Source organism: Variovorax sp. CCNWLW225 (assembly GCF_037204045.1).
Taxonomy (GTDB): Bacteria; Pseudomonadota; Gammaproteobacteria; order Burkholderiales; family Burkholderiaceae_C; genus Variovorax.
This window is the reverse complement of the sequence record NZ_JBBCBV010000013.1, coordinates 63,962-78,430: the sequence shown is the minus strand read 5'-3', so window position 1 is coordinate 78,430 and position 14,469 is coordinate 63,962. Positions and strand designations below refer to the sequence as shown.

The following is a 14,469-nucleotide window of genomic DNA, read 5'->3' as shown; positions in this document are numbered from 1 at the left end:
AATTCAATCACAAAAAATCGCTTTTGGAAATTTGAAGCCGCACTGAAGATTCGCACCGTGCTGCCCCGTGTACTTCCTGCTTCATCTTCAAAGGACCATTCCATGAACTTCAAACTGTCCCTCGTGCTTGGCGCCGGCGTCGCGCTGGCCTGCGGTGCCGCGGCGGCGCAAGAAAGCCCCACGCTGCGCAAGATCAAGGAAAGCGGCACCGTGCAGATCGGCAGCCGCGACACGCAGATTCCGTTCTCCTACAAGACCGGTGCAGAAAGCGCGCCCATCGGCTTCACCAACGAGATCTGCCTGAAGGTGGTCGACGCCATCAAGGCCAAGCTGGGCATGCAGAAGATCGACGTGCGCTACACGCTGCTCAATTCGACCAACCGCATTCCGCTGGTGCAGAACGGTACTGTGGACCTCGACTGCGCGACCACCACCAACACCGTGCAGCGCCAGCAGCAGGTCGACTTTGCGCCGAGCCACTTCGTCACCAACATCACCGCCGCGGTCAAGAAGAACTCGGGCATCAACTCGATTGCCGACCTGCAGGGCAAGACCGTGGCCACCGTGGCCGGCAGCACCTCGATGCAGCTGCTGCGCGGCTTCCGCAAGACCGAGAACATCGAGGTGCAGGAGATCGCGGGCAAGGACACGGCCGATGCCTTCCTGCTGCTGGCGAGCGACCGCGCCGTGGCCTATGTGCTCGACGACGTGCAACTGGCCGGCCTCATTGCCAACCAGCCCAATGCCTCCGACTACAAGCTGCTGAAGGACGTGCTGCGGCAAGAGCCCTACGGCATCATGATGCGCAAGGAAGACCCCGAGTTCAAGGCCATCGTCGACCAGGCCGTGACCGAGATGATGAAGTCCGGCGCCATCGACAAGCTCTACGTCAAGTGGTTCATGTCGCCCATTCCGCCGCGCAACGTGAACCTGAATTTCCCGATGTCCGACGCTGTGCGCGAGGCCTACAAGAACCCGAACAACAAGGGCGTTTGAGGATGCCGGCAACCACACACCACGCCAACGGGCTGGCGTTTCCCGATGCGCTCATGCGCGCGGTGAAGCAGCGCTTTCTCAACGTCGACCACGACCACCACGGGCGCGAGCGCCTCTACTTCGACAACGCGGGCGGCTCATTCCGGCTGAAGGCGGCCGTCGAGCGGTTTGCGCGGGTCGATGCCATTCCCGACAACGCGGAGCGCATTCACGCCGCCGCTGTCGAACTGCAAGAGATCCAGGCCCGGGGCACGGCCGATGTACGCACCATCTTCAATGCGCAGGGCGGCAGCGTCTATGCATCGCTCACCGCATCGGGCGCCATGTTCGACATGGTGCGCGCGGTGGCCGAGAACGTGCCCGGAACGAACATGGTCACCACCGTGCTCGAGCATCCCTCGTCGTTCGACGCGATGAGCCTCTATGCCCAACGGGCTGGCCGCGAGCTGCGGGTAGCCAGGAGCAACCCCGAGACCGGCGGCGTCGATGCCGACGAGATCGTGCGGCTGGTGGACAAGGAAACCTGCCTGCTCAACGTCATCTACGCATCGAACATCTCGGGCGCCAAGCTCGACCTGGAGCAGATCGTGCGGCGCGCGAGGGAGATCAAGCCCGATCTCTACATCGTGGTGGACGCCGTGCAGCATGCGCCGCACGGGCTGATCGACCTGCAGAAGACGCCGGTGGACGGCATCAACATGGCGCCGTACAAGTTCTTCGGTTGCCGGGGCTCGGGCCTGTCGTGGGTGTCGGACCGCGCGGCGCTGCTGCCGCACCACAAGCTCGCGGGCAAGAAGCCCGACTTCTGGGACCTGGGAAGCTCGGCCCCATGGCAGTTTGCGGTGGTCTCCGAAATCGTCGACTACGTGTGCTGGCTTGGCGGCCATTTTTCGGATGCTGCCGAGCGGCGCGCGCTGTTCGAAGCAGGTATTGCGCACATCGAGTTGCACGAGCGGGCTTTGCTCGCGGCCTTGCTCGATGGAAGCGGCGAGGCTACGGGCCTGCGCAATATCGAAGGCGTGACGGTCTTCCTCGACCATCCGGACCTGACGAAGCGCGACCTCATCATCGGCATCGGCTTCGATCACCTGGACTGCACGCAGGCCGTGGTCGAATACGGCAAGCGCGGCGTCACGGTGTACGAGCGCGTGGCAAGCAGCATCTACTCCAAGCGCATGCTCGACTCGTTCGGGCTCGAAGGCACGGTGCGCGTCTCACCGCTGCATTGCAACTCTCTGGCCGACATGGAAAAGTTTCTCCATGTGACGCAGGAGATTGCCCTCAGCGCGAAAGGGCTGCGGACAGGAACCGCCGGATGACCGGAACCACCTGCTCGAGGTGCGTCTCGAGCAGCCAGTGCCCGCCGTCCTTCAGCACCAGTTCGGCTTTCGGAATGTCGCGCAGGTAGGCGCGCGCGGAGGCCTCGGGCATGTAGCCGTCGTTCGGCCCCCAGACGATGAGGGCGGGCGGCTGGTGTTCGCGCAGATAAGCCTGGTAGCGCGGAAACCATTCGAGGTTCTGCTTCAGGCCTTCCATCAGCTTGAGCGAGAGCTCGCGCCGCGGCGGCGTGTTCATCAGCGGCCAATGCAGCTTCCACAGGTCGGGCGGAATCTGCGCGGCCTGCGCTTCGGACACCTCGCCGACGAACTCCGCGCGAAAGCCGTCTTCGCTCACCGCTTCTTCGAGCACCGCGCGGTTCTTGGGCGACGGGTCGCGCCAGAATTCCTGGATGGCCTTGTACTTGGGGCCGAGCGTGTCTTCGTAGATATCGCCGTTCTGGATGATGAGCGCAGCCACGCGCTCGGGGCGCCGAATTGCCAGCCGCAGGCCAATCTGCGAACCGTAGTCGTGCAGGTACAGGCCGTACCTGCCGATCTCCAGCTTGTTGCAGAAGGCCTCGAGAAAGCCCGCATAGGCGTCGAAGTCGAAGCCGAAGGCATCGGCCGGCGGTGTGCCGCTCAGGCCAAAGCCGGGATAGTCCGGCGCCACCAGCCGCCACTTGTCGGCCAGCGCCGGCATGAGCCGGCGGTACTGGAAAGACGAGCACGGATAGCCGTGCGGCAGCAGCAGCACCGGCGCATCGCGCGGTCCGGCTTCGCGGTAGAAGATCTGCGTCCCGTCGACATCGATGAAGCGATGCGAGACCGCATGCGCATCGGCGGGCAGGGCGGACATGGAGGAACTGCGTTCGGTCATGCGCCCCATGCTGCGCGCCGGCGCCTGCCGGCGGGTGTAGGTGGCCGCTGATGCGCTGCGTCGGACGGCCGCAACGCAGGCCGGTCGGCAGGTGACCCCGCCCCGGGGGGCTCAGGCCAGCAGGTCGCTCAGCGTGCGCGCAATCACCTTGGTGGCGCGGCGCAGGTCTTCGAGCACCACGCGTTCATCGCTGCGCTTGGCATGCGATTCGAGCACCGTGCGCGGGCCGGCGCCGTAGATCACGCCCGGAATGCCTGCCTCGCCATAAAGGCGCACGTCGGTGTAAAGGGGCGTGCCCATGGCCTTGATCGGTTCGCCGAACACGTCTTGGCCGTGCTTCTGGATCGCATCGACCAGCGGCTTGTTGCCCGCGAGCGGCTTCATCGAATTGGCGAGCAGAAGCCGCTTGATCTCGACCGTGATGCCGTTGCTCTCCGCCGCGGCATCCGCAATCACCTTGCGGATCGTGGCTTCGACCTCGACCGGGTTCTCTTCGGGGATCATGCGGCGGTCGAGCTTGAATACCACCTTGCCTGGCACCACGTTGGTGTTGGTGCCGCCTTCGATGCGCCCCACGTTGAGGTACGGGTGCGTGATGCCCTCGACCTTCGACGTTACCTGCTGGTAGAGCGTGTTCTGCGCGTAGAGCGCATTGAGGATCTTCACCGCGCCCTGCAGCGCATCGACGCCGGTGGTCGGAATGGCCGCATGCGCCATCTTGCCGTGCACCGTCACTTCCATCTGCAGGCAGCCGTTGTGGGCGGTAACCACTTCGTAGCTGAAGCCGGCCGCAATCATCAGGTCGGGCTTGGTGAGCCCCTGCTTGAGCAGCCAGCCCGGGCCGAGGATGCCGCCGAACTCTTCGTCGTAGGTGAAGTGCAGCTCGACGCTGCCCTTGGTCGGCTTGGCCACGGCTTCGAGCGCGCGCAGCGCGAAGGTAAAGCTCGCGAAGTCGCTCTTGCTCACGGCGGCCGCGCGGCCGTAAAGGCTGCCGTCGGCAATTTCGCCGCCGTACGGGTCGTGCGTCCAGCCTTCGCCGGGCGGCACCACGTCGCCATGTGCATTGAGGGCCACGGTGCGGCCGCCGGCGCCGTAGGGGCGGCGAACGATCAGGTTGGTGATCGACTCGAGGCCATAGTCCTTCACCTCTTGCTCCGGCACGGCGTGCTTCTCGGCGTCCAGGCCGAAGTCCTTCAGCAGCTCGGCCGTGCGCTCGGCGTGCGGCGCGTTGTTGCCGGGCGGGGTGTCGGTGGGCACGCGCACCAGTTGCTGCAGAAACTGCACTTCCTCGTCGAAGTGCGCGTCGATCCAGGCGTCGAGCTTGGCGTAGTCGGTCATGTCTTTTCTTTTCAGTGAGCTTGTTCGGTGGCGAGGTCGTTCAGCAGATGCTGGAAGGCTTCGACCGCTAGCTGAATGTCGTCGTTAGTACTCGATTCGAGCGGGTTGTGGCTGATGCCCGAGTTGATGCCGCGCACGAAGAGCATGGCCTGCGGCATCACCTCGTGCAGCTTCATTGCGTCGTGGCCCGCGCCGCTGGGCATGCGGAAGAGCGGAATGCCGAGGGCATCGACCGCCCTCTCCCAGCGCTGTTGCCAAGCGGGTGCGCTCGGTGCGGCGGAGGCCCGCATGCTTTCCTCGATTTCATAGCGCACGCCGCGGCGTGCGCAGATAGCCTTGAGTTCGGCAAGCACGTCGGCGGTCAGTGCATCGCGCTGCGCATTGTTCGGCGCGCGCATATCGAGGCTGAACTTGCAGCGCCCCGGCACCACGTTGATCGACCCGCTCGGCACTTCGAGCATGCCCACGGTGCCGACGGAGTCGCCGTCTTTCGCGGCGCGCTGCTCGGTGTAGAGAATGAGTTCGGCCACAGCGGCGGCCGCGTCGCGGCGGCGGTCCATGGGCGTGGTGCCCGCGTGGCTGGCCGTGCCGATGATTTCGCCCACGTAGCGCACGCCGCCGTTGATGGCCGTGACAATGCCCAGCGGCAGGTCGAGCTCGGTGAGTACCGGGCCCTGCTCGATGTGCACCTCGACAAAGCCCAGGTACCGCGCCGGGTCGCGCTGGATCTTCGGAATATCGGCTTCGTCCAGACCCGCGTGCTTCATGGCTTCGCGCATGGTGATCCCGTTGGCGTCCTTCTGGTCGAGCCAGCGCGGATCGAAGTGGCCGATGAGCGCGCCCGATCCCAGGAAGGTGGCCTTGTACCGCTGGCCTTCTTCCTCCGCAAAGCCCACCACCTCGAAGGCGAAGGGCAAGCGCCTGCCCTGGCGCTTGAGTTCGCGCACGCAGGCCATCGGCACGAAGATGCCCAGCCGACCGTCGTACTTGCCGCCGTTGCGCACGGTGTCGTAGTGCGAGCCGGTGAGCAGGGTCTTGGCATCGGGCGTTGCGCCTTCGTAGCGGCCGACCACGTTGCCGACCGCATCGATGTGCACGGAGTCGAATCCGCAGTCGCGCATCCAACTCGAAATCTGCTGCGCGCAGGCACGGTGCGCGTCGGTCAGGTAGGTCACGGTGAGCTGGCCTTTTTCGGCGTAGCCCGGATCGGTGTGCGCCGAGAGTGCTTCGTGCCAGTCCCACACGTCGTTGCCAAGCGAGATGTCGGCGCCGAACTTGTCGTCCAGGCGAATCTCGGCAATGCGGTGGATGTTGCGCAGCGCTTCGCCGAGCTCGAATTCAGGGTGGTTGAACAACCGGCGCTCGAAGGTGTCGATGATCTCGCGCTTCGAAAGGCCCGTGCCGCGGGGCCCGCGCACCGCAAGAATGAAAGGAAAGCCGAATTTCGCGTTGTAGTCGGCATTTAGCTTCTGGATCTTTGCGAACTCTTCGGGCGTGCAGTCGGTCAGGCCGGCCTTGCTCTGCTCGTTGGTCGATTCGGCCGTGAGCGTCTTGCTGACCATGGCCTTGCCCGCGAGCTCGGGGTGGGCGCGAATGAGGCCGATCTTTTCTTCGGCCGACGAAGCGGCCAATGCCTGTACCAGCGCATGCTTCAGGTGCGCGAGCGAGCGGAAGGGGCGCGCGGCGAGTGCGCGTTGCGCAATCCACGGCGAATGCTCGTAGATGCCGTCGAGGAGGGCCACGGCTTCGGCCGGTACGGCCGCGTTGAGTTGGGCAATGGTGAGGCTCATGGTCAGCTTCCTGAGGCGGCAGATTCGAAGGGATGCGCCTGCTTCCAGTGCCGCGCGATGTCGACGCGCCGGCAGACCCACACGCGGTCGTGCTGGCCGATGTGGTCGAGAAAGCGCTGCAGCGCGGTAATGCGGCCGGGCCGCCCGAGCAGCCGGCAATGCATGCCGATGCTCATCATCTTGGGGCTGTTGTCGCCGGCGGGATCGCCTTCGGCATAGAGCGCGTCGAAGGTGTCCTTCATGTACTGGAAGAACGGATCGGCATGCGAGTAGCCCTGCGGCAGCGCAAAGCGCATGTCGTTGCAGTCGAGCGTGTAGGGCACGATGAGCTGCGGGACCACGGTGCCGTCGGTCTTCTGCACCTTCATCCAGAAGGGCAGGTCGTCGCCGTAGTAGTCGCTGTCGTATTCGAAGCCGCCGTAGTCGGCCACGAGGCGGCGGGTGCGCGGGCTGTCGCGGCCGGTGTACCAGCCGAGCGCGCGTTCACCCGTGAGCTTTTCGATGGCTTCCATACCCAGGCGCATGTGCTCGCGCTCGGTGGCTTCGTCGAGGTTCTGGTAATGAATCCAGCGCCAGCCGTGGCAGGCGATTTCATGGCCGAGTTCCTTGAAGGCGGCGGTGAGCTCGGGGTAGCGCTCGAGCGCCATGCCCACGCCGAACACCGTGAGCGGCAGGCCGCGCTTTTCGAATTCGCGCAGGATGCGCCACACGCCGGCACGCGAGCCGTACTCGTAGATGCCTTCCATGCTGATGTGCCGGTCCGGAAAGCTCGCCGGGTTGAACATTTCGGAAAGGAACTGCTCGGAGCCCGCGTCGCCGTGCAGCGTGGCGTTTTCGCCGCCCTCTTCGTAGTTGAGGACGAACTGCACCGCAATGCGCGCGCCGCCGGGCCATTGGGCATGCGGCGGGTTGCGGCCGTAGCCGACGAGGTCGCGCGGGTAGGGCAGGGTGGTGTCGTAGACAGTCATGGGGTCATGGAATGTTCAGGACAGTGCAAGCGAGATGTCGTTGGTCGGAACCTTGCGGTCGAACGTGAGGTTGGCCTCGACGTGTTCCAGGTGTTCGGTCATGAGGCGCACGGCGCGCTCTTCGTCGCGGGCGGCCAGCGCCTTCACGATGTCGGCGTGCTCGTCGTTGGAGTGCTCGGCTGCGCTCGTGCTCTGGTACATGAGCGTGATGAGGGCGCAGCGCGAGATCAGCTCGCCGAGAATTTGCGCCAGCACCTGGTTGCCCATGAGTTCGGCCATGCGCACGTGGAAGTCGCCCAGCAGCTCGGTGCGGCCCGAAATGTCTTCGCCCGACACGGCGGATTTTTCGAGCGCCACGTGTTCCTTGAGCGCCTTGATCTTCGCCGGCGTGACGGTGCGCACGAACTCGCGCGTCATCTCGGCCTCGAGCATTCGGCGCACCGCGAACACCTGCCGGGCCTCGTCGACAGCCGGTGCCGCCACGAAGGCGCCGCGCGCGGGCTCGAGGCGAATGAGCTTGTTCTGCGACAGCTGGAACAGCGCCTGGCGCACCAGCGTGCGCGACACACCGAAGTGGTCGGCCAGCTTCTGCTCGGCCAGCTTGGTGCCGGGCTGCAGCCGGTGCTCGACGATTGCCTTGGTGAGCGCGTCGACGATCGAACGGGTGGTGGAGGACTCCATGTTTTTCATGATAGACCCAAAGCCGGTAACTGTATACACTTTTGTCCACCGGAATTTCCCGCCCCATCCGAACCTCGGTTCCATCATTGAAGGAGCGCCCCATGGGCCTGAGCACCCACGTACTGGACACAATGCACGGCGGCCCCGCCGCCGGCATGGAGGTGGCGCTGTACACCACCCAAGGCGACGATGCGACGCTGGTGAAGCGTTTCACGCTCAATTCAGACGGCCGCAGCGACGGGCCGCTCTACGACAACAACTCGCTCAAGGCCGGCACCTACCGGCTGGTGTTCGACGTGGCGGGTTACTTCAAGGCGCGCGGCGTGAAGCTGCCCGAGCCAAACTTCCTGAACAAGGTGCCGCTGGACTTCGGCGTGGCGCACACCGACCAGCACTACCACGTGCCGCTGCTCGTGAGCCCGTGGAGCTATTCCACGTACCGCGGCTCCTGAGGGTCAGTCGCCTTGGAGCTGCCCTTCGGTGAGCGTGTCCAGCTGGAAGCGCCCGCTCTTGTCCCACAGCCACGTATCGGTCCACGTGACGGCACCCAGGCGCGTGGCCGCAGGGAAGGGCGCGGCCTGCAGCACGAAGCGTTCGATTTCGGCGATGACCTCGGGCGCGTGCTTGGGCGCGCGCATCCAGTGCAGAGACACCACCTTGCCGCCGGCATCGAGGTTGACCTGCAGCGTGCCGACGGCGTACAGCAGGGGCGGCAACTGGCCGCTGTAGATGCGCGACCTGTTGGCTTCGTAGATGTGGCGCGCGGCATCGCGGCGGTACTCGCGCGCGGTGGCCGCATTCGATGCGCGGGGCGCAGCGCCGGCCCCGCCGCGATCGGTCTTGACGTCGCTCAGCTGTCCCGGAACAGTGCCGGTGCTCCCGCAGCCGGCAAGCCAGAGAGCGCAAGAAAGGACGGATGCCGCCAAGGCAAGGCGACGGGGCGTAAGCTGACGATTCATCGCCGGGTTTATACCGTGAGTCTCGTGCAACCCCGCAACCGAAGGTATCGGAAATGAACGGCATGGTCGATCAATTGCTGGCGCGCCTTGCGCGCGAAGACGCGGTGCTGGTGCGCGTCGAATCGACCCAAGGATCGGCGCCGCGCGAAGCCGGCACATGGATGGCGGTGTGGGCCGAAGGGCTCACGGGCACCATCGGTGGCGGCCAGCTCGAGTTCCAGGCCACGCAGGAAGCGCGCGAACTGCTCGCGGGGCGGCGCGCCATCGACGGCGTCGAGCGCTACCCGCTCGGCCCGAGCCTGGGGCAGTGCTGCGGCGGCGTGGTGTTTCTCTCGTACCGGCGCATCACGGCCGCCGATGCCCCGGCGCTGCAACGCGACTTGGTCGCCCAGCTCAAGCCCGTGGCGCTGTTCGGCGGCGGCCACGTGGGCGCTGCGCTCGCGCGGCTGCTGGCCAGCCTGCCCTTTACCGTGCGCTGGATCGACAGCCGTGATGGCGTGTTCCCCGAGGCGCTGCCGACGCAGATCGACACCGAGCATTCCGAGCCCGTGCAGGACGCCGTGGCCGCGCTCGCGCCGGGCAGCCGCGTGCTGATCATGAGCTTCAGCCATGCCGAAGACCTGGACATCGTCATCGCCTGCCTCAAGCGGCTGCGCACGCATAACGACCTGCCCTACATCGGCTTGATCGGCAGCAAGACCAAGTGGGCCACCTTCAGCCGCCGGCTCGAGGCGCGCGGCTTCACGCCCGACGAGCTGGCCCGCATCACCTGCCCGATCGGCGTGCCCGGCATCACTGGCAAGGAGCCGGAAGTGATTGCCGTGGCGGTGGCGGCACAGTTGTTGCAATCGCTGGGTTGAACAGGGTTTTTCCGGCGGCGACGCCTTCAAAAAAGCAAACCGCCACTTGCCAAAACTGTATACACTTTCAGTCCACAACAAGCCGCAGCGGAGCGAGGCCCATGTCATGGAGCCTGCGTTCGCGGCACTTTCTCTGCTTACAGCGCCCGCAGTGGTGAGCAGGCTGAAGAAACTCCTTGGCGACGCCCCCACGCGCCCAAGGGGTTGAGAGAGAGCACCTCACATGGAAAGTTACTACCTCGACTGGGCCAACCTGCTGCTGCGCTGGGTCCACGTCATCACCGCCATCGCCTGGATCGGCGCCTCCTTCTACTTCGTGATGCTGGACAACAGCCTCGAGAAGCCGCAGGACCAGGAGTCGCTCGACAAGGGCGTGGGCGGCGAGCAGTGGGCCGTGCACGGCGGCGGCTTCTACAACATGCAGAAGTACGCGCTGGCGCCCAAGAAGCTGCCGGACCACCTGCACTGGTCGTACTGGGAGAGCTACAGCACGTGGATCACGGGCTTTGCGCTCTTCACCATGTCGTACCTGTGGAACGCCAGCACCTACCTGATCGACAAGAGCAAGATGGATTGGCAGCCCGGCGCGGCCATCAGCGTGGCGCTGGCCTTCTTCGTCGTGTTCTGGATGGTGTACGACGGCATCTGCCAGATCTTCGGGCGCCGCAAGCACGGCGACACCATCGTCGGCGTGCTGATCGCGGTGTTCATTGCCTTTGCCACCTGGCTCGCCTGCCAGTGGTTCGCGGGCCGCGCGGCCTTCTTGCTGGTGGGCGCCATGATGGCCACCACGATGAGCGGCAACGTCTTCTTCTGGATCATTCCGGGCCAGCGCAAGAACGTGCAGGCGCTGCGCGAAGGCCGGCCGGTCGATCCGGTGCACGGCCAGCGCGGCAAGCAGCGCAGCGTGCACAACACCTACTTCACGCTGCCCGTGCTGTTTGCCATGCTGAGCAACCACTACAGCTTTACCTACACGCACAAGTACAACTGGATCGTGCTGCTGCTCATCATGCTGGGCGGCGCGGCCATTCGCCAGTTCTTCGTGGTGCGGCATCGCTTCAAGCTCGGCAACGCGGGCAACCCGCTGCCCTATGCGCTGGTCGGCATCGTGGTGCTGGGCCTCACCATCGTGTGGATGAAGCCCGAGCCTGCTGCGGCGCCCGCGGCTGCATCAGCAGCAACGCCCGCCGTGGCGTTCAAGGACGTGCAGAAGGTGCTCGAGCAGCGCTGCTTCATGTGCCACGGCGCCGCCGTGCAAATGAAGAACGTGCGCGTCGACACGCCCGACCAGGTGGCGGCGCATGCCCAGGCCATCTACCAGCAGGTGGTGGTGACGAAGATCATGCCGATGAACAACACAACGGGCATGACCGACGAAGAGCGCGCATTGATCGGCCGCTGGTTCCAGGCCGGCGCCAAGACGAACTAGACGCAGGGATAGACCGCGGTCAAGAGGGCGGACCGCCGTTCGCCGCACAATTGCCGGATGGAGACAAAGCAAGCCATGACCGCAACGAGCCCTTCTTTCGGCCCCACTCCCGACCCGCGCGAAGCACCGCGCGCCTTCCTCGAACATCTCTACCGCGTGGCGGTGGACCGCGCGTTGCCGCTTTCCACCCTGGGTGCCCATCTGCCGAAACCGCCCAAGGGCCGCACGCTGGTGCTCGGCGCCGGAAAGGCCGGCGGCTCGATGGTGCAGGCGCTCGAAGCCCTGTGGCCGGCCGATGCGCCGCTCTCGGGCTTGGTCGTCACGCGCTACGACCACATTCCGCCGCGGCCCGAGGGCGTGCCCCAGCGCATCGAACTCGTCGAAGCCGCGCACCCGGTGCCCGATGCGGCGGGGCAGCAGGCCGCAGAGCGCATCCTTGCGCTGACGCAGGGCCTCACGGCCGATGACCTCGTGCTGTGCCTGATCTCGGGCGGCGGCTCGTCGCTGCTGGTGCTGCCGGCCGAAGGCCTCACGCTGGCCGACAAGCAGCGCATCAACAAGCAACTGCTCGACAGCGGCGCACACATCGGCGAGATGAACTGCGTGCGCAAGCACCTCTCGCGCATCAAGGGTGGCCGGCTGGCCGCGGCCTGCGCCCCGGCGCGGGTGGTCACGCTCACCATCAGCGACGTGCCGGGCGACGACGCGGCCGTCATTGCGAGCGGCCCCACCGTCCCCGACGCCACCACTTGCGCTGATGCGCTGGCCATTCTCGACCGCTACGGCATCGAAGTGCCGGCGCCGGTGCGCGCGCAGCTCGAAAGCGGCGAACTCGAAACGCCGAAGCCGGGCGACGCGGTCTTCAACGGCCATGAAGTCCACATGATCGCCACGCCGCAGCAGTCGCTCGAAGCCGCGGCCAAGGCGGCACGCGAAGCCGGCATCGAGGCGCACATCCTCAGCGACGAAATCGAAGGCGAATCGCGCGAGGTCGGCAAGATGCACGCGGCGCTGGCGCGCGCCGTGGCGAACCGCGGCCAGCCCTTTGCGCGGCCGTGCGTCATTCTTTCGGGTGGCGAAACCACCGTCACGATAAGGCCGCGCCAGCCCGGCCAGGCCAAGGGCCGCGGAGGCCGGGCCGGCGAGCTTTGCATGGGGCTGGCCGGCGCACTCATGGGCCAGCCGCAGGTGTGGGCGCTGGCCGCTGACACCGACGGCATCGACGGCGTGGAAGACAACGCCGGCGCCTTCGTGACGCCCGACACGCTGGCGCGCGCCGCCGCGGCCGGCCGCAAGCTGTCGGACCACTTGGACCGTAACGACGCGTACGGCTACTTCGACGCCATCGGCGACCTGTTCGTGACCGGGCCGACGAACACCAACGTCAACGACTTTCGCGCGCTCCTGATCCTGTAGCGGCAGGAAGGGCGGAAGGGCCGGTTTCCCGGCTCCTGCGGGCTTCGCGAACTCGGGTTAATCTATGCACCCGGCGGCAAATTGCCGCCGCTGTCGCAAGCGCACCTTCCGGGTGCCGCACCGCGCATCCAGATTTCCCCTTTTTCACCCACCATCCAGTCCTCGAAGGAAAAGTTCGCCATGACCGCCAGCTACACCGACACCCGCCTGCTGATCGACAACGAATGGGTCGACGCCACCGGCGGCAAGACCCTGGACGTCGTGAACCCGGCCACCGGCAAGGCCATCGGCAAGGTGGCGCATGCCAGCATTGCCGACCTCGACCGCGCCCTGGCCGCCGCCCAGCGCGGCTTTGAAAAGTGGCGCAACACGCCCGCCAACGAGCGCGCCGCCGTCATGCGCCGCGCCGCCGGCCTGATCCGCGAACGCGCCCCCGAAATCGCCAAGCTGCTCACGCAGGAACAGGGCAAGCCGCTGGCCGAAGCCAAGGGCGAAACGCTGGCCGCCGCCGACATCATCGAATGGTTTGCCGACGAAGGCCGCCGCGTCTACGGCCGCATCGTGCCCTCGCGCAACCTGGCCGCGCAGCAACTGGTGATCAAGGAGCCGCTCGGCCCTGTCGCTGCCTTTACGCCCTGGAACTTCCCCATCAACCAGATCGTGCGCAAGCTCGGCGCCGCACTGGCCACCGGCTGCTCGTTCCTGGTGAAGGCACCCGAAGAAACCCCGGCATCGCCCGCCGCGCTGCTACAGGCTTTCGTAGATGCCGGCATTCCGCCCGGCACCGTGGGCCTGGTGTTCGGCAACCCGGCCGAGATTTCGAACTACCTGATCTCGCACCCGATCATCCGCAAGGTCACCTTCACGGGCTCCACGCCGGTCGGCAAGCAGCTGGCCGCACTGGCCGGCGCGCACATGAAGCGCGTCACCATGGAGCTGGGCGGCCACGCACCGGTCATCGTCGCTGAAGACGCCGACGTCGCCCTGGCCGTCAAGGCCGCGGGTGCCGCCAAGTTTCGCAATGCCGGCCAGGTCTGCATTTCGCCCACCCGCTTTCTGGTGCACAACAGCCTGCGCGAAGAATTCGCCCGCACGCTGGTCAAGTACACCGAAGGCCTGAAGCTCGGCGACGGCCTGGCCGAAGGCACGACCATCGGCCCGCTCGCCAACGCACGCCGCCTGACGGCCATGGCCCATGTGCTGGACGATGCGCGCAAGAAGGGCGCAACCATTGCGGCCGGCGGCGAACGTGTTGGCGACACGGGCAACTTCTTCGCACCCACGGTGCTGACGGACGTGCCGCTCGATGCCGACGTGTTCAACAACGAGCCCTTCGGTCCGATCGCAGCGATTCGCGGTTTCGACACGCTTGAAGAAGCCATCACCGAAGCCAACCGTTTGCCGTTCGGCCTGGCAGGCTACGCGTTCACCAAGTCGATCAAGAACGCGCATCTGCTGAGCCAGAGGCTCGAACTCGGCATGCTGTGGATCAACCAGCCCGCCGCACCCTCGCCCGAAATGCCGTTCGGCGGTGTGAAGGATTCGGGCTACGGCTCGGAAGGCGGCCCGGAGGCTCTCGAGGCTTACCTGAACACCAAGGCTGTTTCGATCATGAGCATCTGAGCGGTTCGTTCAGATCGCTCGAGTTCTTGCGAAAAGGCGGCATCGCTTCGGCGGTGCCGCTTTTTTATTTAGTGCGGTGGCGTTGTTCAGGGCGGCGCACCCGCCGACGGGGTACCTTTCTCCGCGAATGTCCCCCGGCCTGCGGCCTCCTCCTTTATTTCGCTGCGCAAGGCACCCCATCGACGGGTGCGTTATCCAGAGCGGTCGCCG

The 14,469-nt window shown here is 65.9% G+C and carries 13 protein-coding genes; 7 read left to right on the top strand and 6 right to left on the bottom strand.

Features of this window, described 5'->3' with window-relative positions:
• Positions 1 to 102 precede the first annotated feature (102 nt).
• Together V9L20_RS19775 and V9L20_RS19770 are read left to right on the top strand one after the other, a co-directional pair.
• Positions 103 to 996 carry an amino acid ABC transporter substrate-binding protein gene (locus V9L20_RS19775; RefSeq protein WP_337297869.1) on the top strand — a complete coding sequence of 298 codons (894 nt, stop codon included), beginning with the start codon at positions 103 to 105 and terminating at the stop codon, positions 994 to 996.
• A 2-nt stretch (positions 997 to 998) separates the two neighbouring features.
• Complete coding sequence (locus V9L20_RS19770) at positions 999 to 2,315, top strand: aminotransferase class V-fold PLP-dependent enzyme (protein ID WP_337297868.1); 1,317 nt, start codon at positions 999 to 1,001, stop codon at positions 2,313 to 2,315.
• Here V9L20_RS19770 and V9L20_RS19765 read toward each other — a convergent pair.
• From V9L20_RS19765 to V9L20_RS19745, 5 genes are all read right to left on the bottom strand, one after another.
• Entirely contained in the window at positions 2,278 to 3,171 is an 894-nt protein-coding gene (locus V9L20_RS19765; protein ID WP_443098607.1) for an alpha/beta fold hydrolase, read from the bottom strand. The genes V9L20_RS19770 and V9L20_RS19765 overlap by 38 nt on opposite strands.
• 132 nt (positions 3,172 to 3,303) lie before the next feature.
• Complete coding sequence (locus V9L20_RS19760; protein WP_337297866.1) at positions 3,304 to 4,530, bottom strand: M20 family metallopeptidase; 1,227 nt, start codon at positions 4,528 to 4,530, stop codon at positions 3,304 to 3,306.
• Positions 4,531 to 4,541: 11 nt separating this feature from the next.
• A complete protein-coding gene (uraD, locus tag V9L20_RS19755) occupies positions 4,542 to 6,320 on the bottom strand; it encodes a 2-oxo-4-hydroxy-4-carboxy-5-ureidoimidazoline decarboxylase (protein ID WP_337297865.1) in 1,779 nt (592 codons plus the stop codon).
• Positions 6,321 to 6,322: 2 nt separating this feature from the next.
• Positions 6,323 to 7,288, bottom strand: a complete 966-nt coding sequence (gene puuE / locus V9L20_RS19750; RefSeq protein ID WP_281146400.1) for an allantoinase PuuE — start codon at positions 7,286 to 7,288, stop codon at positions 6,323 to 6,325.
• Between the two features lie 15 nt (positions 7,289 to 7,303).
• A complete protein-coding gene (locus V9L20_RS19745; RefSeq protein WP_225612662.1) occupies positions 7,304 to 7,969 on the bottom strand; it encodes a GntR family transcriptional regulator in 666 nt (221 codons plus the stop codon).
• A 101-nt stretch (positions 7,970 to 8,070) separates the two neighbouring features.
• Between V9L20_RS19745 and uraH the strand changes: the two genes are divergently transcribed.
• On the top strand, positions 8,071 to 8,421 hold the full coding sequence (gene uraH, locus V9L20_RS19740) for a hydroxyisourate hydrolase (protein WP_337297864.1): 351 nt from the start codon (positions 8,071 to 8,073) through the stop codon (positions 8,419 to 8,421).
• Between the two features lie 3 nt (positions 8,422 to 8,424).
• Here the strand turns inward: uraH and V9L20_RS19735 are convergent, their stop codons facing one another.
• Positions 8,425 to 8,928, bottom strand: a complete 504-nt coding sequence (locus V9L20_RS19735) for a hypothetical protein (protein ID WP_258501785.1) — start codon at positions 8,926 to 8,928, stop codon at positions 8,425 to 8,427.
• 53 nt (positions 8,929 to 8,981) lie between these two features.
• Here V9L20_RS19735 and xdhC point away from each other — a divergent pair, with 53 nt between their 5' ends.
• From xdhC to V9L20_RS19715, 4 genes are all read left to right on the top strand, one after another.
• Positions 8,982 to 9,788 carry a xanthine dehydrogenase accessory protein XdhC gene (gene xdhC / locus V9L20_RS19730; protein WP_337297863.1) on the top strand — a complete coding sequence of 269 codons (807 nt, stop codon included), beginning with the start codon at positions 8,982 to 8,984 and terminating at the stop codon, positions 9,786 to 9,788.
• Positions 9,789 to 10,011: 223 nt separating this feature from the next.
• On the top strand, positions 10,012 to 11,220 hold the full coding sequence (locus V9L20_RS19725; protein WP_337297862.1) for a urate hydroxylase PuuD: 1,209 nt from the start codon (positions 10,012 to 10,014) through the stop codon (positions 11,218 to 11,220).
• A gap of 75 nt (positions 11,221 to 11,295) precedes the next feature.
• Positions 11,296 to 12,636, top strand: a complete 1,341-nt coding sequence (locus tag V9L20_RS19720; protein WP_337297861.1) for a glycerate kinase type-2 family protein — start codon at positions 11,296 to 11,298, stop codon at positions 12,634 to 12,636.
• Positions 12,637 to 12,816: 180 nt separating this feature from the next.
• On the top strand, positions 12,817 to 14,259 hold the full coding sequence (locus tag V9L20_RS19715) for an NAD-dependent succinate-semialdehyde dehydrogenase (RefSeq protein ID WP_258501780.1): 1,443 nt from the start codon (positions 12,817 to 12,819) through the stop codon (positions 14,257 to 14,259).
• Positions 14,260 to 14,469: the final 210 nt, after the last annotated feature.

Coding starts and splice junctions, on each gene's coding strand:
- V9L20_RS19775 (WP_337297869.1), top strand. CDS start 103: ATGAACTTCAAACTGTCCCTCGTGCTTGGCGCCGGCGTCGCGCTGGCC.
- V9L20_RS19770 (WP_337297868.1), top strand. CDS start 999: ATGCCGGCAACCACACACCACGCCAACGGGCTGGCGTTTCCCGATGCG.
- V9L20_RS19765 (WP_443098607.1), bottom strand. CDS start 3,171: ATGTCCGCCCTGCCCGCCGATGCGCATGCGGTCTCGCATCGCTTCATC.
- V9L20_RS19760 (WP_337297866.1), bottom strand. CDS start 4,530: ATGACCGACTACGCCAAGCTCGACGCCTGGATCGACGCGCACTTCGAC.
- uraD (WP_337297865.1), bottom strand. CDS start 6,320: ATGAGCCTCACCATTGCCCAACTCAACGCGGCCGTACCGGCCGAAGCC.
- puuE (WP_281146400.1), bottom strand. CDS start 7,288: ATGACTGTCTACGACACCACCCTGCCCTACCCGCGCGACCTCGTCGGC.
- V9L20_RS19745 (WP_225612662.1), bottom strand. CDS start 7,969: ATGGAGTCCTCCACCACCCGTTCGATCGTCGACGCGCTCACCAAGGCA.
- uraH (WP_337297864.1), top strand. CDS start 8,071: ATGGGCCTGAGCACCCACGTACTGGACACAATGCACGGCGGCCCCGCC.
- V9L20_RS19735 (WP_258501785.1), bottom strand. CDS start 8,928: ATGAATCGTCAGCTTACGCCCCGTCGCCTTGCCTTGGCGGCATCCGTC.
- xdhC (WP_337297863.1), top strand. CDS start 8,982: ATGAACGGCATGGTCGATCAATTGCTGGCGCGCCTTGCGCGCGAAGAC.
- V9L20_RS19725 (WP_337297862.1), top strand. CDS start 10,012: ATGGAAAGTTACTACCTCGACTGGGCCAACCTGCTGCTGCGCTGGGTC.
- V9L20_RS19720 (WP_337297861.1), top strand. CDS start 11,296: ATGACCGCAACGAGCCCTTCTTTCGGCCCCACTCCCGACCCGCGCGAA.
- V9L20_RS19715 (WP_258501780.1), top strand. CDS start 12,817: ATGACCGCCAGCTACACCGACACCCGCCTGCTGATCGACAACGAATGG.